The 19053-nt window shown below is 72.0% G+C and carries 17 protein-coding genes; 9 read left to right on the forward strand and 8 right to left on the reverse strand.

The genetic code is table 11. From position 1 onward, the window contains the following. The first annotated feature begins 92 nt into the window (after positions 1-92). From ACIGO6_RS17565 to ACIGO6_RS17585, 5 genes are all read left to right on the forward strand, one after another. Positions 93-695 (forward strand): TetR/AcrR family transcriptional regulator, encoded by a 603-nt coding sequence (locus ACIGO6_RS17565; RefSeq protein ID WP_399876690.1) that lies wholly within the window; start codon positions 93-95, stop codon positions 693-695. A 116-nt stretch (positions 696-811) separates the two neighbouring features. Next, on the forward strand, positions 812-3034 hold the full coding sequence (locus ACIGO6_RS17570; protein ID WP_399876692.1) for an MMPL family transporter: 2223 nt from the start codon (positions 812-814) through the stop codon (positions 3032-3034). Between the two features lie 166 nt (positions 3035-3200). Then, positions 3201-3713 (forward strand): YbaK/EbsC family protein, encoded by a 513-nt coding sequence (locus ACIGO6_RS17575; RefSeq protein WP_399876694.1) that lies wholly within the window; start codon positions 3201-3203, stop codon positions 3711-3713. Continuing rightward, complete coding sequence (locus tag ACIGO6_RS17580) at positions 3710-4564, forward strand: EamA family transporter (protein ID WP_399876696.1); 855 nt, start codon at positions 3710-3712, stop codon at positions 4562-4564. The genes ACIGO6_RS17575 and ACIGO6_RS17580 overlap by 4 nt, the downstream gene beginning before the upstream one ends. Before the next feature lie 56 nt (positions 4565-4620). Then, positions 4621-4896: a DUF1876 domain-containing protein gene (locus ACIGO6_RS17585; RefSeq protein WP_399876697.1), complete on the forward strand. Its 276-nt coding sequence runs from the start codon at positions 4621-4623 to the stop codon at positions 4894-4896. Positions 4897-4908: 12 nt separating this feature from the next. On the opposite strand, the gene ACIGO6_RS17590 is transcribed toward ACIGO6_RS17585, so the two are convergent. The 5 genes from ACIGO6_RS17590 to ACIGO6_RS17610 all read right to left on the reverse strand — a co-directional run bounded on the left by ACIGO6_RS17590 (position 4909) and on the right by ACIGO6_RS17610 (position 9729). Continuing rightward, positions 4909-6120 (reverse strand): serine hydrolase domain-containing protein, encoded by a 1212-nt coding sequence (locus ACIGO6_RS17590; RefSeq protein WP_399876699.1) that lies wholly within the window; start codon positions 6118-6120, stop codon positions 4909-4911. A 189-nt stretch (positions 6121-6309) separates the two neighbouring features. Then, positions 6310-7020 carry a hypothetical protein gene (locus tag ACIGO6_RS17595; RefSeq protein WP_399876701.1) on the reverse strand — a complete coding sequence of 237 codons (711 nt, stop codon included), beginning with the start codon at positions 7018-7020 and terminating at the stop codon, positions 6310-6312. Between the two features lie 111 nt (positions 7021-7131). Continuing rightward, the gene (locus ACIGO6_RS17600; protein WP_399876703.1) at positions 7132-7914 is read right to left on the reverse strand and encodes an energy-coupling factor ABC transporter ATP-binding protein; all 783 of its coding nucleotides are present in this window, start codon (positions 7912-7914) and stop codon (positions 7132-7134) included. Further along, complete coding sequence (gene cbiQ, locus ACIGO6_RS17605; RefSeq protein WP_399876705.1) at positions 7902-8663, reverse strand: cobalt ECF transporter T component CbiQ; 762 nt, start codon at positions 8661-8663, stop codon at positions 7902-7904. Before cbiQ ends, ACIGO6_RS17600 begins: the two co-directional genes overlap by 13 nt. Position 8664: 1 nt before the next feature. Next, positions 8665-9729, reverse strand: coding sequence for an energy-coupling factor ABC transporter permease (locus ACIGO6_RS17610; RefSeq protein ID WP_399876707.1), 1065 nt, complete (start codon positions 9727-9729; stop codon positions 8665-8667). 197 nt (positions 9730-9926) lie between these two features. Here ACIGO6_RS17610 and ACIGO6_RS17615 point away from each other — a divergent pair, with 197 nt between their 5' ends. Then, positions 9927-10304 (forward strand): SsgA family sporulation/cell division regulator, encoded by a 378-nt coding sequence (locus ACIGO6_RS17615; RefSeq protein WP_399876709.1) that lies wholly within the window; start codon positions 9927-9929, stop codon positions 10302-10304. A 31-nt stretch (positions 10305-10335) separates the two neighbouring features. On the opposite strand, the gene ACIGO6_RS17620 is transcribed toward ACIGO6_RS17615, so the two are convergent. The 3 genes from ACIGO6_RS17620 to ACIGO6_RS17630 all read right to left on the reverse strand — a co-directional run bounded on the left by ACIGO6_RS17620 (position 10336) and on the right by ACIGO6_RS17630 (position 16575). Then, positions 10336-12009, reverse strand: a complete 1674-nt coding sequence (locus ACIGO6_RS17620) for a penicillin-binding transpeptidase domain-containing protein (protein WP_399876712.1) — start codon at positions 12007-12009, stop codon at positions 10336-10338. 121 nt (positions 12010-12130) lie between these two features. Next, positions 12131-13756 carry a penicillin-binding transpeptidase domain-containing protein gene (locus tag ACIGO6_RS17625; protein WP_399876713.1) on the reverse strand — a complete coding sequence of 542 codons (1626 nt, stop codon included), beginning with the start codon at positions 13754-13756 and terminating at the stop codon, positions 12131-12133. A gap of 1073 nt (positions 13757-14829) precedes the next feature. Beyond that, positions 14830-16575 (reverse strand): dolichyl-phosphate-mannose--protein mannosyltransferase, encoded by a 1746-nt coding sequence (locus tag ACIGO6_RS17630; RefSeq protein ID WP_399876715.1) that lies wholly within the window; start codon positions 16573-16575, stop codon positions 14830-14832. A 126-nt stretch (positions 16576-16701) separates the two neighbouring features. Here ACIGO6_RS17630 and rsmI point away from each other — a divergent pair, with 126 nt between their 5' ends. The 3 genes from rsmI (at position 16702) to ACIGO6_RS17645 (ending at position 19018) form a co-directional block, all read left to right on the forward strand. Then, the gene (gene rsmI, locus ACIGO6_RS17635) at positions 16702-17550 is read left to right on the forward strand and encodes a 16S rRNA (cytidine(1402)-2'-O)-methyltransferase (protein ID WP_399876718.1); all 849 of its coding nucleotides are present in this window, start codon (positions 16702-16704) and stop codon (positions 17548-17550) included. Positions 17551-17714: 164 nt separating this feature from the next. Continuing rightward, positions 17715-18080 (forward strand): hypothetical protein, encoded by a 366-nt coding sequence (locus ACIGO6_RS17640; protein WP_399876720.1) that lies wholly within the window; start codon positions 17715-17717, stop codon positions 18078-18080. Positions 18081-18127: 47 nt separating this feature from the next. Beyond that, positions 18128-19018 (forward strand): TatD family hydrolase, encoded by an 891-nt coding sequence (locus ACIGO6_RS17645; RefSeq protein ID WP_399876722.1) that lies wholly within the window; start codon positions 18128-18130, stop codon positions 19016-19018. Positions 19019-19053: the final 35 nt, after the last annotated feature.

Consider the following 19053-nt stretch of genomic DNA (forward strand, 5'->3'; position numbering starts at 1 on the left):
GAGGTACCTTCGTCATGTACGAAACGGTGTCGTTCTCCGGGTCGGTCCGGGTCAACGGGACGGCCGGGACGGAACAGAGAGGAGTGAGCGTGATGACCGAGGTCGCCACCGCGCGCCGCAGCCGGATCACTCCCGAGCGCGAGGCCGAGCTGTACGAGGCCGTGCTCGACCTGCTCCGGGAAGTCGGCTACGACGCCCTGACCATGGACGCCGTGGCCGCCCGCACCCGGTCCAGCAAGGCGACGCTCTACCGCCAGTGGGGTGGCAAGCCCGAGCTGGTCGTCAAGGCCATCCGGCACAACAAGCCGGGTGAGATCAGCGACGTCGACACCGGCTCGCTCCGCGGGGACCTGCACGCCCTGCTGGCCCGCGAGGACGACTGCACCATGGAACAGAACTCCGCGCTGATGCGCGGCGTGGCCATGGCGCTCCATCAGAACCCGGACCTGCGCCAGGCGTTCCGCGAACAGCTCATCGAACCCGAGATGGCGGAGTTCCGGCGGGTGCTGCAACGCGCCGTCGACCGCGGGGAGATCAGACCGGACTGCCCGGCGCTGGACTTCCTCGTGCACATGATGGTCGGCGGGTTCGCCACGCGCACGCTGCTGGACGACCAGCCGCCGACCCGGGCCTTCCTCATCTCGTACATCGACGCCGTGATCCTCCCCGCCCTCGGCGCCGGCACCACGTCCTGACCCGATTCCCCGTCTGAGCCCCACCCCGAGCCCCACCTGACGTCACCGCTCACGTCGTCGTCGGGCTGATCACCCCTGCCCTGAAGACCCCACGACCTGACCGGGAGTACGCCCCCGTGGCCACGTTCCTCTACAAACTCGGCCGGCTCGCCTTCCGGCGACGGCATTTCGTCGCCCTGATCTGGGTGGCCCTGCTGACGCTCGCCGGCGTCGGCGCGGCCAGCGCCCCGCCCGCCGGCGCCACCTCCTTCTCCATCCCCGGCACCGAGGCCCAGAAGGCCTTCGACCTGCTGGAACAGCGCTTCCCGGGCCAGAGCGCCGACGGAGCGACCGCCCGCGTCGTCTTCAAGGCACCGTCCGGCGAGACGATGACGGACGCCGACAACAAGGCGGCCGTCGAGAAGACCGTCGACGAACTGGCCGACGGCTCCGAGGTCGCCTCCGTCGCCGACCCGTACACGGGCAACGCCGTCAGCAAGGACGGCACGATCGCCTACGCGTCGGTGCGGTACGACGTCTCCGGCATGGAGCTGGAGGAGTCCACCAAGGACGCCCTGGAGGACGCCGCCCAGCAGGCGCGCGACGCCGGGCTGACCGTCGAGATCGGCGGTGACGCGCTGCAGGCCGTCCCGCACACCGGCGCCACCGAGATCATCGGCATCGCGGTCGCCGCCGTCGTCCTCGTCATCACCTTCGGCTCGCTGGTCGCGGCCGGGCTGCCCCTGCTCACGGCCCTGATAGGCGTCGGCATCGGCGTCTCCTCGATCACCGCGCTGGCCGGCGTGCTGGAGCTGGGCTCCACCACCTCCATCCTGGCGATGATGATCGGCCTCGCGGTCGGCATCGACTACGCCCTGTTCATCGTCTCCCGCTACCGCGCCGAACTCGCCGAGGGCCGCGAGCGCGAGGAGGCCGCGGGCCGGGCGGTCGGCACCGCCGGCTCCGCGGTGGTCTTCGCCGGCCTCACGGTCGTCATCGCCCTGGTGGGCCTCGCGGTCGTCAACATCCCGATGCTCACCAAGATGGGCGTCGCGGCGGCCGGCACGGTCGCCATCGCCGTCCTGATCGCCCTGACGATGGTTCCCGCGCTGCTCGGCTACGCCGGTCGCCGGGTCAAGCCGACCGGCACGAAGGGCAAGCGCCTCCGCAAGGGTGCGGAGCAGGGAGAGCAGTCAGAGCAGGCGGGGCAGAAGCCCAAGGCCAACCTGGGCACCCGCTGGGCGAGCTTCGTCGTCCGCCGTCCCCTCGCCGTCCTCCTCCTGAGCGTCATCGGCCTCGGCGCCGCCGCGATCCCCGCGGCCTCCCTGGAACTGGGCCTGCCCGACGACGGCTCCCAGCCGACGTCCACCACCCAGCGCCGGGCCTACGACCTCCTGTCGGAGGGCTTCGGGCCGGGCTTCAACGGCCCGCTGATGGTCGTCGTGGACGCGAAGGGCAGCGACGCCCCCAAGGAGGCGTTCACCGACGTCTCGAACGAGATCAAGGGCCTCAACGGCGTCGTGGCGGTGACCCCGCCCGCGCCCAACAAGAGCGGCGACACCGCGACGATCACCGTCATCCCGGACTCCAAGCCGTCCTCCGTCCAGACCGAGGACCTGGTGCACGCCATCCGTGACGCGGGCGGCGACATCCAGGCGGACACCGGCGCGGAGACCTTGGTCACCGGCTCGACGGCGATGAACATCGACGTCAGCGAGAAGCTGAACGACGCGCTGGTGCCGTACCTGGTCCTGGTCGTCGGCCTGGCGTTCCTCCTGCTGATCGTGGTCTTCCGCTCGATCCTGGTCCCGCTGAAGGCGGCCCTCGGCTTCCTGCTCTCCGTCATGGCGGCGCTCGGCGCGGTCGTCGCGGTCTTCCAGTGGGGCTGGCTGTCCGGGCTGATGGGCGTCGAGGAGACCGGCCCGGTCATGTCGATGATGCCGATCTTCATGGTCGGCGTGGTCTTCGGCCTGGCCATGGACTACGAGGTCTTCCTGGTCACCCGCATGCGGGAGGCCTTCGTCCACGGCGAGCAGCCGAACCAGGCGGTCGTCACCGGCTTCAAGCACGGCGCCAGGGTCGTCACGGCCGCGGCGGTCATCATGATGGCGGTCTTCGCGGGCTTCATCGGCTCCAGCGAGTCGATGGTCAAGATGATCGGCTTCGGCCTGGCGATCGCCGTCTTCTTCGACGCGTTCGTGGTCCGCATGGCCATCGTCCCGGCGGTGCTCGCCCTGCTCGGCAAGAAGGCCTGGTGGCTGCCGAAGTGGCTGGACCGCGCGCTGCCCAACGTGGACGTCGAGGGCGAGGGCCTGCGCACGGCCGACCCCGACGAGGACCGGGCGCTGGTGCGCACCTGACGCGCGGCGCCTGAGAGCACAACAGACCAGCCGGTGAGGGTTCCGTGGGGACGGGGCTGCCCTCACCGGCTTCCTGTTGCCCAGGGCCGGCCGGGGGCGTACGGGCCGTGCGGGGCCCCGGCAACCGGGTCGCATGCCGGCTGCACGTACCGCTACGGTGCCGACCATGACGACGACCGACGACGCCCCCGACGCCTCCGCCGCCCACCCCCGTTTCGCCGCCGCCCTGCGCGAACTCGGCCTCGGTGACCTGGCGGGACAGGCCCGGCGCTTCCCGGAGGCCACCCGCACCGCCACCGAGGCCGCCGCCGCCATCGGGTGCGAACTGAGCCAGATCTGCAAGTCGCTCATCTTCGCCGCCGACGGCGTCCCCGTGCTGGTCCTCATGGACGGCGCCTCCCGCGTCGACCTGGAGCGGGTCCGCGAGGAACTCGGCGCCGGGAAGGTCACCCGGGCCAAGGCCGACGTCGTACGGGAGACGACCGGGTACGCCATCGGCGGCGTACCGCCCTTCGGCCACCGGACCAGGACGCGGGTGCTCGCCGACCGGTCCCTCCTCGCCCACGAGGTCGTGTGGGCCGCCGCCGGCACCCCCTACGCCGTCTTCCCGATGGAGCCCAAGGACCTCGTCGCCACCGCCGGCGCCACCCTGGTGGACGTGCGCGAGCGCTCCGCGTGACCCCTCTGGTCGCCGGCGCCGTCCTGCTCGCCGCGGTCACGCACGCCAGTTGGAACGCCATCGCCCACCGGATCACGGACAAGCTGACCGGCTTCGCGCTGATCTCGGGCGGCGGAATGCTCATCGGGCTCGCGCTGCTGCCGTTCACGGCGTTCCCGGCGGCCGGGGCATGGCCGTACCTCCTCGCCTCCGCCGCGATCCACATCGCCTACTACGCGCTTCTGATGCGGTCCTTCCGGCTGGGCGACTTCGGTCAGGCCTACCCGATCGCCCGCGGCAGCGCGCCTCTTCTGGTCACCGGCCTCGCCGCCGTCTTCGCGCACGAGGTGCCGGACGGCTGGGCGACCGCCGGCATCCTGGTGTCCTGCGCGGGGCTGACCGGCGTCGCCCTGTGGGGGCTGCGCGGCCGGCGTCCCGACTGGGCGGCGATCGGCGCGGCCCTCGCGACCGGGGCGACCATCGCGGCGTACACCGTCGTCGACGGACTGGGCGTACGCGCCTCCGGGTCCTCCCTCGGGTACATCGCCTGGCTGATGGCGGTGCAGGGGACGGTCCTCCCGGCCTACTTCCTGTACCGCCACCGAGCCGGCGCCTGGGCGCTGCTGCGGCCGCAGGCCGGGCTGGGGCTGCTCGGCGCGGCCCTGTCCGTCGCCGCGTACGCGCTGGTCCTGTGGGCCCAGACCCGCGCCGAACTCGCCCCGATCGCCGCGCTGCGCGAGTCCTCGATCCTGGTCGGCGCGGCGATCGGGGCCCTCTTCTTCAAGGAGCGGTTCGGCGCGCCCCGGATCGCGGCGGCCGGCCTCCTCGTCGCCGGGATCGGGCTGATGCTGCACACGGGGCAGCCGGGATAGTGCGTACGGCGGCGGGGAGGGGCACTCTGGAAGCAGGTATTCCGGAGGTGATCCTCATGATGCACACCGCAGTGGGATGGCACGTCGAGCTGGAGTTCATGGAGGACGACCAGCACACGCGGGCGGTCGCGATGGTGCGGCTCCCCGACGGCGCGGAGGTCCGCGGCCACGGCCACGCCACCCGCCACCGCATCGACGCACAGCAGCCAAGGGTCGGTGAGGAGGTCGCCGGCGCCCGGGCGTTGAACGAGCTGGCGATGCAGCTGCTCACCAAAGCACACGACGAGATCGACATGGCGTCGGGGAGGATCTCCCACCCGATCCACGTCTGAGTCAGGTCCGATTCAGGTCCGAGCGGGCAGGTCCTGGTCCAGTGACGCCCGCACCGCCCGCACCAGGGCCTGCGCCCGCGGGTCCGCCGTCACGGTCCTGCGGAACCCGTTGGTGACGTAGCCGAAGGCGACGCCGGCCTCCGGGTCGGCGAAGCCGAGGGAGCCGCCGCGGCCCGGGTGACCGAAGGAACCGGGGGACAGGAGCGGCGACGCGGTGCCGTGCAGCATGTAACCGAGGCCGAAGCGGGTGTTGACGACGAGAACGCGGTCGGCGCCCGCCGACTCCTCGGCCCGGGCCCGTCGCACCGTGTCCGGACCGAACAGCCGTACGCGCCCGGTCACGCCGTCGACCTCACCGATCAGCCCGGCGTAGAAGCGCGCCAGTCCGTCCGCCGTCGCGATGCCGTTGGTGGCGGGCAGGGCGGATGCGCGGTACGCCGGGTCGTTCTGGTCCGGGAACGGCGTGATCGCGGCGAAGGCGCGGCGGGTGAGGGAGTCCGGGTCCTGGTAGGCCTCGGTGACGGAGCGCTTGGGCCGCAGGCGCGGGCCGCTCCCCGACGGCTCGGGGTCCTCCACGCGCCCGGCCCGGCCGGTCCGGCCCGCCGCCTCCTCGGCGGCCGGCAGCCCCAGCCACAGGTCCAGCCCCAGCGGCCCGGCGATTTCCTCGGCGATCCACTCGCCCGTGCTCCGCCCGCCCGTGACCCTGCGGACCAGTCCGTCGAGCAGCCAGCCGTACGTCAGCGCGTGGTAGCCGTGGTCGGTGCCCGGCTCCCAGACGGGTGCCTGGGCTGCGACGGCCTCAAGGCCACGCAGCGGGTCGAGGGCCTCCTCGGGCGTGAGCGGACGGTCCAGGACCGGCAGCCCCGCACGGTGGTTCAGCACGTGCCGGACCAGCACCCGCTCCTTGCCGTGCGCCTTGAACTCGGGCCAGTACTCGCCCACCGGCGCGTCCAGGTCCAGCTCCCCGCGCTGGTGCAGCAGCAGCGGTACGGCGGCGGCGACGCCCTTGGTCGCCGAGCGCACGACCTGGGCGGTGCCCCGGCGCCACGGTTCGGCGCCGTCCGTGCCGTCGACGTTCTTGGTGCCGCCCCACAGGTCGACGACCTTGCGGCCGTCCCGGTACACGGCGACCGCCGCGCCCCGCTCCCCGAGCGCCGCGAAGTTCCGTGCGAACGCGTCCCTGACCGGCTCGAAGCCCTCGGCCACTGTGCCGTGCACGTCCACGTCCGTACTCTCCTCCGACTCGCCTGCGACAGTGGCTGCAACGCCTGCCTTTCGCCTGCGATTCCTGTGCCGGGCCGGACGAGCAGGATCGTTACGTCGATGTTGCCGCACGCGTGGGCGGGGGCGGTGGTCGTCCCACCGCCCCCGCCACGGATGTGAGCCGCGTGACCGGGCTTGCTCGCCGTGCTCTCAGCGGTTGCCTCCACCACGGTTCTGCTGGTCGCGGTCGCGGTCGCGGTCGCGCTGGCCCTGGCCCTGGCCCTGGCCCTGACCGTTCTGCTGATCCCCGTCGCCCTGGCCGGTCTGCGGGGTCTGCGGGGTCTGCGGCCTGTTGAGGCAGGCAGTGCGGTTCAGGGCCTCAGCCTTGCCGGCCGCGTAACCGGCGAAGTAGTCCGCGTTCCTGGGGCCTTCCTCGTCTTCCTGCGCGTCGGTCACCACGCGGTTCAGACGGCAGCCGGCCAGACCGTCTGCCAATCCGTCCCTGCGGCCCTCATCCCGTGTGGCAGTGGGGGTGGTGCCCGTTCCGGTTCCCGGGTCGGTGGGCGTGGGCGTGGGCGCTGCCAGACCAGCGCAATTAGCAGCCCTTCCGGAGGTCAGGCCTTCCAGGGTGTAGCTCCGAGCCGACAAGTTGATGCCATTGACGGCGACTACACCGGCGACGGCGGTCGGAGTCGCGATCACTTGCCCGTCCGCAGTGACCCGAACTTGCTCGGCGCCTTCGAATCCGCTGCCCACGACGTTGCCGAAGGGGTTGGGGGGCGCAGTGGATTGCGCCCTACATACCTGGCTGGGCGTAACCGACGGCGAGGTCTCCGCCGCCTGGGCCGAGCCGACCGGGTACAGCATGAACGAGGCACCGAGCGGCACACCGAGCAGTGCGAGGTAGCGCTTGGGACGCATGGGTCGCTCCTTTCGTTGCAACCCTCCCAGCGTCACCTCGCGGGCGTGACGCGGACGTGACGCCCGCGTGGCTCAGGCTCCGGGAAGCCATGATCTCGGGCGGGCGGAACGTCACGCGCCTGTTCGCACGGAGCGCGGGTCGAAGCCGAACGGCAGCTCCAGCCGGTGGGTGCGCATCAGCTCGTCGTCGGAGAGGAGGTCGGCGGTCCGGCCGTCCGCCGTGATCACTCCCTCGCTGAGGATCAGCGAGCGGGGGCACAGCTCCAGGGCGTAGGGCAGGTCGTGGGTGACCATCAGGACCGTGACGTCCAGGGAGCGCAGGATGTCGGCGAGCTCGCGGCGGGAGGCGGGGTCGAGGTTGGAGGAGGGCTCGTCCAGGACCAGGATCTCCGGCTCCATGGCGAGCACGGTCGCCACCGCCACCCGGCGCCGCTGCCCGAAGGAGAGATGGTGCGGGGGCCGGTCCTTGAACTCGCCCATGCCGACGAGGCCGAGGGCCCGGTCCACCCGCTCCTCCAGCTCCGCGCCCTTCAGCCCGGCCGCCGCCGGCCCGAACGCCACGTCCTCGCGCACGGTCGGCATGAAGAGCTGGTCGTCGGGGTCCTGGAAGACGATGCCGACCCGGCGCCGGATCTCCGCCATGTGCTGCTTGCCGACCGGCAGCCCGGCGACCGTCACGGTGCCCGTACCGCCGGTCAGGATGCCGTTGAGGTGCAGGACGAGAGTGGTCTTGCCGGCGCCGTTCGGACCGAGCAGGGCGACCCGCTCGCCGCGCGCGATCGAGAAGTCGACGCCGAAGAGGGCCTGGTGCCCGTCGGGGTAGGCGAAGGCGAGGCCCGAGACCTCCAGGGAAGCAGTCACAGAGTCCGTCACAGGGTCAGTCACAGCGTCCATCCCAGCAGACAGACGACGAGGGCGGCGACGGGGAGGGCCAGCGCGTACGACCACTGCGCCCGGGACGCGGTCACCTCGTCGATCACCGGCATGGAGCCGGCGTAGCCGCGGCTGACCATGGCCAGGTGCACGCGTTCGCCGCGTTCGTAGGAGCGGATGAAGAGGGCGCCCGCGGACTTGGCGAGCACGCCCCAGTGCCGTACGCCCTTCGCCTCGAAGCCGCGCGACTCCCGCGCGATCCGCATCCGCCGCATCTCGTCCGTGATCACGTCCCCGTACCGGATCATGAACGAGGCGATCTGCACCAGCAGCGGCGGGAGCCGCAGCCGCTGGAGGCCGAGCAGCAGCTCGCGCAGCTCGGTGGTGGAGGCCAGCAGGACGGAGGCGGCGACGCCCAGGGTGCCCTTCGCGAGGACGTTCCAGGCGCCCCACAGGCCGTTCACACTCAGCGACATGCCGAGCACCTCGACCCGTTCGCCCTCCGCCACGAACGGCATGAGCACCGCGAAGGCGACGAACGGGACCTCGATCAGCAGGCGCTTGAGCAGGAAGCCGGCCGGGACGCGGGCCGCACCCGCCACCGCCCCGAGCAGTACGGCGTACAGGCCGAAGGCCCACATCGCCTCGCGCGGCGTCGACACCACGACGACGACGAAGGCGAACGTGGCGGCGAGCTTGGTGTGCGGCGGCAGGGCGTGCACGGGGGAGTGCCCGTGCCGGTAGAGCCTGTGCGCGTGCCCTGCGCCCATGTCAGACGCTCGTGCTGTTGCTGGACGTACTGGAGGGAGACGTGTCGTCGGCCCGCCGCCTGCGCACCGCCCAGAACACCGCGCTGCCCGCGACGACCGTGACGCCAACGCCGATCACGCCCGCGAGGCCGCCGGACAGGCGGGCGTCGGTGACGTCCTCGACGCCGTAGTCGGCGAGCGGCGAGTCGGCGGCGGCGTGCTCCTCGGTCTTCTTGTCGATGCCCTTGTCGGCGGCCACCTTCTCCAGGCCGTCCGGGTCGGCGGAGGCGTAGAAGCTGACGAAGCCGGCGAGGACCAGGGAGGCGACCAGGCCGGTGATCCACACCTTGCGGTGGGAGCGGGCCGCGGCGGGCGCGGGGGCGGGCTCCGCGTCGGGTACGTCGACCAGCTCGCCGCCCACGCGCAGCTTCAGCTTCTGCGTCAGGCCCCGGGCGCCGTACACCAGGTCCGGGCGTACGGCGATGACGGCGCCGACGGTCAGCGCGGTGATCGCGGCCTCGCCGATGCCGATCAGGAGGTGCACGCCGACCATGGCGGTGGCGACCTTGCCGATCGCGACGTCGGTGGTGCCGCCGATCCAGTACAGGAGCGTGAAGGCGAGGGCGGCGGCCGGGACGGAGACGAGCGCGGCGACGAAGGAGGCGACGGTGACCGACCGGCGTGTGCGCGGCAGGACCTTCACCAGACCCCGGAAGAGGGCGTAGGCGACGACGGTCGTGACGATGGCCATGTCGGTGATGTTCACGCCGAGCGCGGTCAGGCCGCCGTCCGCGAAGAGGATGCCCTGCATGAGCAGGACGACGGAGACGCACAGGACCCCTGTGAAGGGGCCCACGAGTATCGCCGCGAGGGCACCGCCGAGCAGGTGCCCGCTGGTGCCCGCGGCGACGGGGAAGTTCAGCATCTGCACCGCGAAGATGAACGCCGCGACCAGCCCCGCCAAGGGCGCCGTCCGCTCGTCCAGCTCCCGGCGCGCGCCGCGCAGGCTGACCGCGATGGCGCCCGCGGCGACGACGCCGGTGACGGCGGAGGTCGGGGCGTCGATGAATCCATCAGGTACATGCACGGTTCGATGATAGAGACCAGTTGCAACTCTTTTGCAAGAGCAAGGTAAAGGCTGATCTCACATGTGATATCCGGCCCGATCGCGCCGATGTCGGCCAGGAAAGGCGTAATGCAGGAAATATGGGACATTGGAGTGAGGTGGCCGCACACCCGGACGCACAACGCTCGCAAAGGTGACCCAGCGCAAGGGGCGATCCGATGTCTGTAGTCGAACAGTACGCACGAGCCCACATTTTGACCGACACGGATCTCTCGGACTGGGACGACGGCGGAGCCATCCCCGTCGTGCTGCGCTACGACCCCGACGGCGATCCGCGGTCGGTGACCGTGGGCCTCCCGGCGCGGGGCCGACTGCACGGCTCCCGCGAATGGACCTTCCCCCGGGCCCTGCTGGAGCAGGGGCTCCGGGTGCCGGCCGAGGCCGGCGAGGTGCGGGTGTGGCCGTGCGGGCGGGTGCAGGCCGTCGTCGAGTTCCACTCCCCGCACGGCTGCTCGGTGGTCCAGTTCGAGACCAGGGCGCTCATCCGGTTCCTGCGCCGGACCTACACGGCGGCGGCCGAGCCGGTGCCGCACTGACCGGGCGTCCCGCGGCGGGGCGGGCGGGCGGTCAGCCGGCCGCCTTCAGCAGTGCCGCCACGATCGGGCCCGCGGTGTCGGCGCCGTGGCCGCCCTGCTGCACCACGCCCGCCGCGGCCAGGTCGCCCCGGTAGGCGGTGAACCAGCCGTTGGGCTTCTCCTGGCCGTCGACCTCCGCCGAGCCGGTCTTCGCGCCGGCGTCACCGCCCACTCCGGCCATCGCCTCCGCCGCGGTGCCGTGCGCCGCCGTGTAGGACATCAGCTCGCGCAACTGCGCCAGCGTGGCGTCGGACATCGTGCGGGAGGCGGTGGCGAGCCCCCGGCCGTCGACCGAGGGGGCGACCAGGTACGGCTGGTGGAAGCTGCCCGACTTCACGGTCGCCGCCACGGACGCCATGTTCAGCGGGTTCATCCGCACCCCGCCCTGTCCGATGAGGGAGGCGGCCATCGAGGCGGCGCTCTGCACCGGCACGGCGCCGTCGAAGGTGGGCACGCCGACCGACCAGTTGTTCATCGACAGGCCGAACACCTCCTTCGCCTGCTTCGTCAGGTCGTCGTTCTCCAGCTCGGGGGCCTGGCTGATGAAGGCGGTGTTGCAGGAGCGGGCGAAGGCGGCCCGGAAGGTGCCGTCCTTGATCTCGAACTCGTCGTCGTTCTGGAACTTCCAGCCGCCGTAGCTGAAGTACTTCGGGCACGGGTGCTTCGCGTCGATCGACGCCAGTTTCTTCTCGATCAGCAGCGAGCCGGTGATGACCTTCATCGTGGAGCCCGGGGCCAGCGAGCCCTGGAAGGCGGTGTTGAAGCCGTGGCCGCCGTTGGCGACCGCGAGGATCTCGCCCGTGGAGGCGCGCAGCATGACGACCGACGCCCGCTCCTTGCCGGCCACCTGCTTCTCGGCGGCGGCCTGGAGGGCCGGGTCCAGGGTGGTCTTCACGGTGCCGGGCGTTCCCTCGCTCAGCTCCAGCAGCGTCTTGTCCGAGGCCTTGGCCGCCTTGGACTCCTTGCCGCGGACCACGCGCAGCTCGATGCCCGGGGTGCCGCCGGCCTTTTCGCCGTATTTCTCGCGCAGGCCGTCCAGGACGGTGCCGAGGGAGGGGTACGTCGCGGCGGTGAGCTTCCCGCCGTCCCGGTCCAGCGCCTCGACCGGCGGGTCCCCGGCCTCCCCGGTGACCAGCTTGTCGCCGTCCTTCAGCTCCGGGTGGACGACGGCGGCGTGCCAGTCGACCCGGGGCTCGCCGTCGCCGGGCCCGCGGACGACGGTCAGCGCGCTGTCGTACGCCAGCGGTTTGCTCGTCTCCTCGTGGGTGACGGTCGCCTTCACGGAGAACGGGACCTTGTCACCGGCCGGGGTGCCCGCGGTGAGCGTGACGTCCGTGACCCGGGCGTCCTTGGCGTAGCCGGTGAGCAGGGCCTCGGCGGCCTTGGCGTCGTCGGTGGCGGCGGCGGCCGCGGCGACGTCGCCCTGCTGCCAGGCGGTGAGGAACCGCTGGGCCGTCGAGGTGACCTCGGCCGCCGACAGGGGGCCCGACTTCACCTTCTCCTCGGCCGCCGCGGCCCTCGTCCGCGCGTTCTCCTCGGCGGCGGCCCCACCGCCGTACAGCGCGTAGGCACCGAACCCGGCGCCGGCCACGACCACGGCGGCCACCCCGCCGACCACGGCGGGGCTCGTCCTCCGCCGCTCGTCGGCGGCCCTTCTGCTGCCCACTGTGTCCCGTTCCTCCGCGCTGCCCGTCACTTGCTTCCGGGACCGGCAGCGCCCTAGCTGCTGCACACTTCCCACGACGGCGACCACACTAGGGTCTGTCGCTGTGCCCGGCAGACCGGAATCAGCCACCCGCCCGCAGGACGTCCGCCACGATCGGGCCGGCCGCGTCGCCGCCGTGGCCGCCCTCCTCGGTCATCGCCGCCGCCGCGATGTCGTCGCGGAAGCCGGTGAACCAGCTGTTGGACGTGGCCTGACCGTCGACCTCGGCCGACCCGGTCTTGGCGCCGATGTCGCCGCTCAGCCCGGACATGGCCTCCATGGCGGTGCCCTGGGTGGCGGTGAGCCGCATCATCTGCTTGAGCTGGGATGCGGTGCTCTGCGGCAGCCCCTTGGCGGTGGCCGGCTTCCGGTCGTCCAGGTCGAACGGGACCAGGTACGGCTGGCGGAACTCGCCGGTGATGGCGGTTGCGGTGACCGACGCCATGTTCAGCGGGTTCATCTGGACCTGGCCCTGCCCGATCGCGTTGGCCGCGCGGTCCGGCCCCGGCGAGGCGGGGACGCTGCCGTCGAAGGAGACGATGCCGGTCTGCCAGTTGTCCTGGCCGAGCCCGAAGCGCTCCTGGGCCTCCGTCGTCAGTGAGGCGTCGGTGACATCGTCGATGAGCTTGATGAAGCCGGTGTTGCACGAGCGCATGAAGGTGTTGGCGAGCGTGGCGCCCTCGTTGGGCTTCATGCCGGTGAGGTTCTTGAAGGTCTGGCCCTGCCACACCGCGGAGTCGGGACAGGGCGCCGGGCCGTCCATCGAGGTCACGTCGTTGTCGATGAGCATGGCGGCGGTGATGATCTTCATGGTGGAACCGGGGGCGACCTTGCCCTGGAAGGCCGCGTTGAACCCGTCCGCGCGGTTGTTCGCCACGGCCAGGACTTCACCGGTGCTCGGCTTCACGGCGACCACGGAGGACTCGCCGTACCGCTTCACCGCCTTCTCGGCCGCCGCCTGCACGCTCGCGCTGAGCGTCGTCGTGAGCTTCCCGGGCTTCCCCTCGGTCAGCGTCAGCAGCGGGGTGTCCGGCGCGTTCGCCGCCGTGTGCCGGACCGCCAGCTCGACGCCGGGGGTGCCGCCGGCCTCGTCGCCGTACTTCTCCCGGAGTTTGGCGAGGATCGGGCCGAGCGAGGGGTACTTCTCCTTCGTCAGCACGGTGCCGTCGCGGTCGACGGCCTGGATCTGCGGAGTCGCCGACTCCGTGGTGACCAGGGTGTCCCCGTCCTTCAGGTCCGGGTGGACGACGGACGGCTCCCAGTCCACCAGCGCGCGCCCGGTGGTCTCCCCGCGCACCACGGTCAGCGTGCTCCGGTAACTGAGCGGCTTGGTCGTCCCCTCGTACGACACCTTCGCCTTCACCGTGAACGGCACGGCGGTACCGGCCGCCGTGCCCGGTGTGATCTCGACGCCGGTGATGTGCGCGTCCTCGCCGTAGGCGGTCAGCAGCGTCCCGGCGGTCGCGGCGTTGTTCGTGAGCGACGCCGCGGTCGTCGCGTCGCCCTTCTCCCAGGCCGCGAAGAACTTCTCCGTGGTCTCCGCGACCTCGTCGCCGCTGGGCGGCCCGCTCTTCTTCGCCGTACCGGCGCTCCCCGAGCCGCCGTCCCCGTCCAGCGCCGACACGACGTTGTAGGCGCCGTACCCGGCCCCGCCCACCATCACGGCGAACACACCGCCTATGACGGCGGCCTTCACCCCCTTGCCCATTGGGCGTCCCCTCCCCGTGGGGCCTCCCCGCACGTCTTCTGAACGTGTTCAGAAAGGCCGATCGTGCGGCTCACTCTAAGCGCACGGAACGACACGCGGCACGGGTGTGTCCGTTTGTTGGCCGAACGGAGATCAGCCCGCTGACTCGGACCGACGGACAGACCGGGGCGTTCCCTGTCAGAGTGTCTGACCGGTGGTCGGCCTGTCGCGGCAGTACCCCATGGAGGCGTTCCTGGCCGCCTTGTGACGGCGCGTCATCTTCATGCGGCGGTGCAGCCGTGTTCGAGTTGGAGCAAGCGCCGCCGGAGGGTCCGTCTGACGCCGGGTCACCCTCGCGCCACCCGGAACGTCGTCACGCATCGAGACCGTTGCGTTGCCGCGGATGTCCTGTTTGGCCATAAATGGACATATCTCGCCCGGCTCGATACGGTCGAAATGCAGGCGCTACCGCTGCAGCTGTGATCGGCGAGCAGTGAAGTCGGCGCCGGAGGCCGGGATTCACCGGCCCGAACGGTACCCAGCGCATCGCGCTGCAGTGTAGGTACCGGCCCCGGTCCGCACCCTCGCAACGGACGCTCCGACCGGGGCATGTCACCGTCTGCACGTACCAGTCTCGAGGAAGAAGAATGCCATGCGCCCGAAGCGAACCATCGCGCTAGTGGTGAGCCCCCTCGTTGCGGCCGCGGCCCTGGCGATCCCGGCCACGGCCATGTCGCAGAGCTCGGACACCTCGGTGGCGTCCGCCCAGCAGGCCCCGAACCAGCCCAGTCCCACAGATCGGCGCCCCGAACAGCCGCCCTCTCCCACCCCGACGCCGACGAGGACACTCACACCGCAACAGCAGGGCGATCGGGACGGACGAGTGGCAGGGAGGAATGACGGCGTGGACTGCCTCCACCGCGATTCCTTTGCGCCGAAGCAGACGAACTCGAGGTACGTCGCGGCCTACACCGCCGCGTACGAGCGGAACTACGACAGGACCTGCGTCGAGGAGGAGTAGGGCATGTAACGGAGCCCCGCGTCGGATGTCCGGGGCCTGCGGAGACAGGCCCCGGCACACTCCATGTGCCCGGCTAAACCCACGTGTCCAGCCACATCCGCGACCGCCAGTCCTCCATCGGGATCGCGGTGCCGGTGTACAAGGGCCAGAAGTAGATGAAGTTCCAGGCGATCAGCAGCACCAGGACGCCCGCGGCCGTCGCCCCCGCGACCCGCCGGGTGTCGCCGCAGCCCGGCCGGCCCACGATCGCCCCCAGCAGCATCGCCACCGCCAGGCACAGGAACGGCAGGAAGACGACGGCGTAGAAGAGGAAGATCGTGCGCTCCTGGTACAGGAACCAGGGCAGATAGCCGGCCGCCAGGCCACAGGCGATGGCACCCGCGCGCCAGTCGCGGCGGAAGACCCAGCGCCACAGGACGTACAGCAGCGCGAAGCAGCCCACCCACCACAGCAGCGGCGTGCCCAGCGCCAGGACCTCGCGGGCGCACTTCTCGCCCGCGTCGGCCGGGCAGCCGTCCGAGCCGGGCGCCGGCGACTCGTAGAAGTAGGAGACCGGGCGGCCCAGGACGATCCAGCTCCAGGGGTTGGACTGGTAGGTGTGCGGCGAGGTCAGGTGGGTGTGGAACTCCAGCACCTGTGTCTCGTAGTGCCACAGGCTGCGCCACCAGTCGGGGAAGAGCCAGGACCAGGAGCTGTCCTTGCCGTCGGTGGCCGCCCAGTCGCGGTAGTAGCCGCCGGTGCCGTCGGTGGCCGAGAAGATCCATCCGGCCCAGGACCACAGGTAGGTGATGAGCGCGACGGGGACCGTCGACAGGAACGCCCAGCCCAGGTCGTACTTCAGCACCGCCAGATGCGGCCGGCGGGCGCCCGCCACCCGTCGGGAGCCGACGTCCCACAGCACGGCCATCACGCAGAAGGCCGCCATGATGTACAGGGCGTTCCACTTGGTGGCGAGGGCGAGCCCCATCATCAGCCCCGCCGCCCAGCGCCACGGCCGCCGGCCCATGCGCAGGGTCTCGGCGACGTGCGCGTCCGGCCGGACCCGGCCGTCCTCGTCCACCGGCAGCGCGGCGGCGAGTCTCCCGCGGGCCCGGTCGCGGTCGACGACCAGGCAGCCGAACGCGGCCAGCACGAAGAACATCAGCACGCTGTCCAGCAGCGCGGTGCGGCTCATCACGAAGTGCAGCCCGTCCACCGCCATCAGCGCGCCCGCCAGGCAGCCCAGGAACGTGGAGCGGAACAGTCGGCGCCCGATCCGGCAGAGCAGCAGCACCGACAGCGTGCCCAGCAGCGCCGTCATGAACCGCCAGCCGAACGGGTCGAACCCGAACAGCAGTTCGCCCAGCCCGATGACGTACTTGCCGACCGGCGGATGCACGACGTACGCCGCGTCCGTCGGGATCGGGACGTCGCCGCCCGAGTTCAGGATCAGGTCGTTGGCGTCCTTGTCCCAGTTGACCTCGAAACCGCGGTGGATCAGCGCCCAGGCGTCCTTGGCGTAGTACGTCTCGTCGAATATCACCGCCTTCGGGCTGCCCAGGTTCCAGAACCGCAGCACCCCCGCCAGCAGCGCCACCAGCAGCGGGCCGCCCCAGGACGACCAGCGCACGATCCGGTCGGCGAGCGGCTTCGACAGGCCGAGGAAGACCCACAGCCGCGGACCGGGACGCATGTACGGCGGCACCAGCCGGTCGCGGACGTCGTCGGCCGCGGGCGGTGCCGTGTGGCCGAAGCGGCGCAGCCGCTGCTGCCAGGCCGGCCGCCGGTCCTGGGGGGCCTGGTCCTGCCGGAGGTCCGTGGAGGACGCGGTACTGGTCACCGCGCCATCGTAGGGAACCGCGCTGTGCACGTCCCGTGCATGGGCCCCACCGGTGGTCCGGACGCGTCGCCCCCGGCAGGATGTCCGCCTGCGCCCGGGAGGACCCGAGCCTGGGAGGATGGGGGCGTGACTGGAACCCTTGTACTGGCGGGCACCCCCATCGGCGACGTCCAGGACGCCCCGCCCCGGCTCGCCGAGGAACTGGCCGGCGCCGACGTCGTCGCCGCCGAGGACACCCGGCGGCTGCGCCGGCTCACCCAGGCGCTCGGCGTCACGCCCAAGGGGCGCGTCGTGTCGTACTTCGAGGGCAACGAGTCCGCCCGCACGCCGGAGCTGGTCGAGGAGCTGGTGGGCGGCGCGCGCGTGCTGCTGGTGACCGACGCCGGGATGCCGTCGGTGTCCGACCCGGGCTACCGGCTGGTCGCCGCCGCCGTCGAGCGGGACGTCCGCGTCACCGCCGTACCCGGTCCGTCCGCCGTACTCACCGCGCTCGCCCTGTCCGGGCTGCCGGTCGACCGGTTCTGCTTCGAGGGCTTCCTGCCGCGCAAGGCCGGCGAGCGGCTGAGCCGGCTGCGCGAGGTGGCCGAGGAGCGCCGGACCCTCGTCTACTTCGAGGCCCCGCACCGCCTCGACGACACCCTCGCCGCGATGGCCGAGGTCTTCGGCACCGACCGGCGGGCCGCCGTCTGCCGGGAGCTGACCAAGACGTACGAGGAGGTCAGGCGCGGCGGGCTGGGCGAGCTGGCCGCGTGGGCCGCCGAGGGCGTGCGCGGCGAGATCACCGTCGTCGTCGAGGGCGCGCCGGACAAGGGACCCGAGGAGGTCGGCGCCGAGGAGCTGGTGCGCCTGGTGCGGGTGCGCGAGGAGGCCGGGGAGCGGCGCAAGGAGGCGATCGCCGCGGTCGCCGCCCAGGTGGGCGTGCCCAAGCGGGAGGTGTTCGACGCGGTGGTGGCCGCGAAGAACGCCGGCGCATGACCGTTCCTTGACCCAGGGCCCCGGTCCGGGCCCTCGGACCAAGGACAGTCCAAATCGGCTCCAACTCTCGACAGGCCGCGTGCGTCCGGGGCCGCCGAGGAGTTCATTGGTTCCAGGGACACGAACCGTCCCCTCCAGCGGAACAGCTGATGTCAGGAGCCGGCATGGCTGAGACCACCAAGACCACCGCCGTCGTCCACGAGTCGTACTCCTTCGCCTGCATGCGCTGCGGGCACGGCTGGGAGCAGTCGTACGAGATACAGCACCACCGGGACGCCGGCGGCCACGAGCACGTGCGCTACGTCGCGGACGGCCGGATCGTGCCCTCCCCGCTCAGCCGCCCCACGTGCGCCAACTGCGACAACCACGTGGTGCGGATCATGCGGCCGGGGCGGGTCGCCTCGGCGCGCGGCACGGTGCCGGCGCAGCAGCGGGAGCTGCCTTCCGCGCCGGTCCCCCGGCAGCAGCCCCGGCGGCATCACCTCACCGACCTCCTGCACGCCCTCCACCTCCACCGCAGGGCGGGCTGACCCACTGACCCCGCCGGGGCCCGCGGGACCTTTCGTAGGATCGGGGCATGCCTTCGAACGCCTCGGGCCGGTCCGACAAGAACGACGCGCCGCCGCTCCCCGAACCCCTCCGGGTGCCGGTCGCCGACTCGCACACCCACCTCGACATGCAGTCGGGCACGGTGGAGGAGGGCCTCGCCAAGGCCGCGTCGGTCGGTGTCACCACGGTCGTGCAGGTCGGCTGCGACCTCGCGGGCTCCCGCTGGGCGGCCGAGACGGCGGCGGCGTACGACGCCGTCCACGCCACGGTCGCCCTGCACCCCAACGAGGCGCCGCGCATCGTCCACGGTGACCCCGACGGCTGGTCGCGGCAGGGGGCCAGGCAGCCCGGCGGGGACGCGGCGCTCGACGAGGCCCTCGCCGAGATCGACCGGCTGGCGGCCCTCCCGCAGGTCAAGGGCGTCGGCGAGACCGGCCTCGACCACTTCCGCACCGGTGAGGAGGGCAAGGAGGCCCAGGAGCGGTCCTTCCGCGCCCACATCGAGATCGCCAAGCGGCACGGCAAGACCCTGGTCATCCACGACCGCGACGCCCACGCCGACGTCCTGCGCGTCCTCAAGGAGGAGGGCGCCCCCGAGCGCACCGTCTTCCACTGCTACTCCGGCGACGCGGAGATGGCCGAGATCTGTGCCCGCGCCGGGTACTACATGTCCTTCGCCGGCAACGTCACCTTCAAGAACGCCCAGAACCTGCGCGACGCCCTCGCCGTGGCCCCGCTGGAGCTGGTCCTGGTGGAGACCGACGCGCCGTTCCTGACACCGGTGCCCTACCGGGGGCGGCCGAACGCCCCCTATCTGGTGCCGGTCACGGTGCGCGCCATGGCCGGGGTGCGGGGCATCGACGAGGACGCGCTGGCGACGGCCCTGGCCGCGAACACCGCGCGCGCCTTCGGCTACTGAGCAACGGGGCGGCGACCCCGGCCGCCCCGCACGCG

This window comes from Streptomyces sp. NPDC053750, from assembly GCF_044544295.1.
GTDB lineage: Bacteria > Actinomycetota > Actinomycetes > Streptomycetales > Streptomycetaceae > Streptomyces.

Bases quoted from the DNA above. Each gene is read 5' to 3' on its own strand.
- ACIGO6_RS17565 (WP_399876690.1), top strand. From the start codon at position 93: ATGACCGAGGTCGCCACCGCGCGCCGCAGCCGGATCACTCCCGAGCGC.
- ACIGO6_RS17575 (WP_399876694.1), top strand. From the start codon at position 3,201: ATGACGACGACCGACGACGCCCCCGACGCCTCCGCCGCCCACCCCCGT.
- ACIGO6_RS17585 (WP_399876697.1), top strand. From the start codon at position 4,621: ATGATGCACACCGCAGTGGGATGGCACGTCGAGCTGGAGTTCATGGAG.
- ACIGO6_RS17595 (WP_399876701.1), bottom strand. From the start codon at position 7,020: ATGCGTCCCAAGCGCTACCTCGCACTGCTCGGTGTGCCGCTCGGTGCC.
- ACIGO6_RS17600 (WP_399876703.1), bottom strand. From the start codon at position 7,914: ATGGACGCTGTGACTGACCCTGTGACGGACTCTGTGACTGCTTCCCTG.
- cbiQ (WP_399876705.1), bottom strand. From the start codon at position 8,663: ATGGGCGCAGGGCACGCGCACAGGCTCTACCGGCACGGGCACTCCCCC.
- ACIGO6_RS17615 (WP_399876709.1), top strand. From the start codon at position 9,927: ATGTCTGTAGTCGAACAGTACGCACGAGCCCACATTTTGACCGACACG.
- ACIGO6_RS17625 (WP_399876713.1), bottom strand. From the start codon at position 13,756: ATGGGCAAGGGGGTGAAGGCCGCCGTCATAGGCGGTGTGTTCGCCGTG.
- ACIGO6_RS17640 (WP_399876720.1), top strand. From the start codon at position 17,715: ATGGCTGAGACCACCAAGACCACCGCCGTCGTCCACGAGTCGTACTCC.
- ACIGO6_RS17645 (WP_399876722.1), top strand. From the start codon at position 18,128: ATGCCTTCGAACGCCTCGGGCCGGTCCGACAAGAACGACGCGCCGCCG.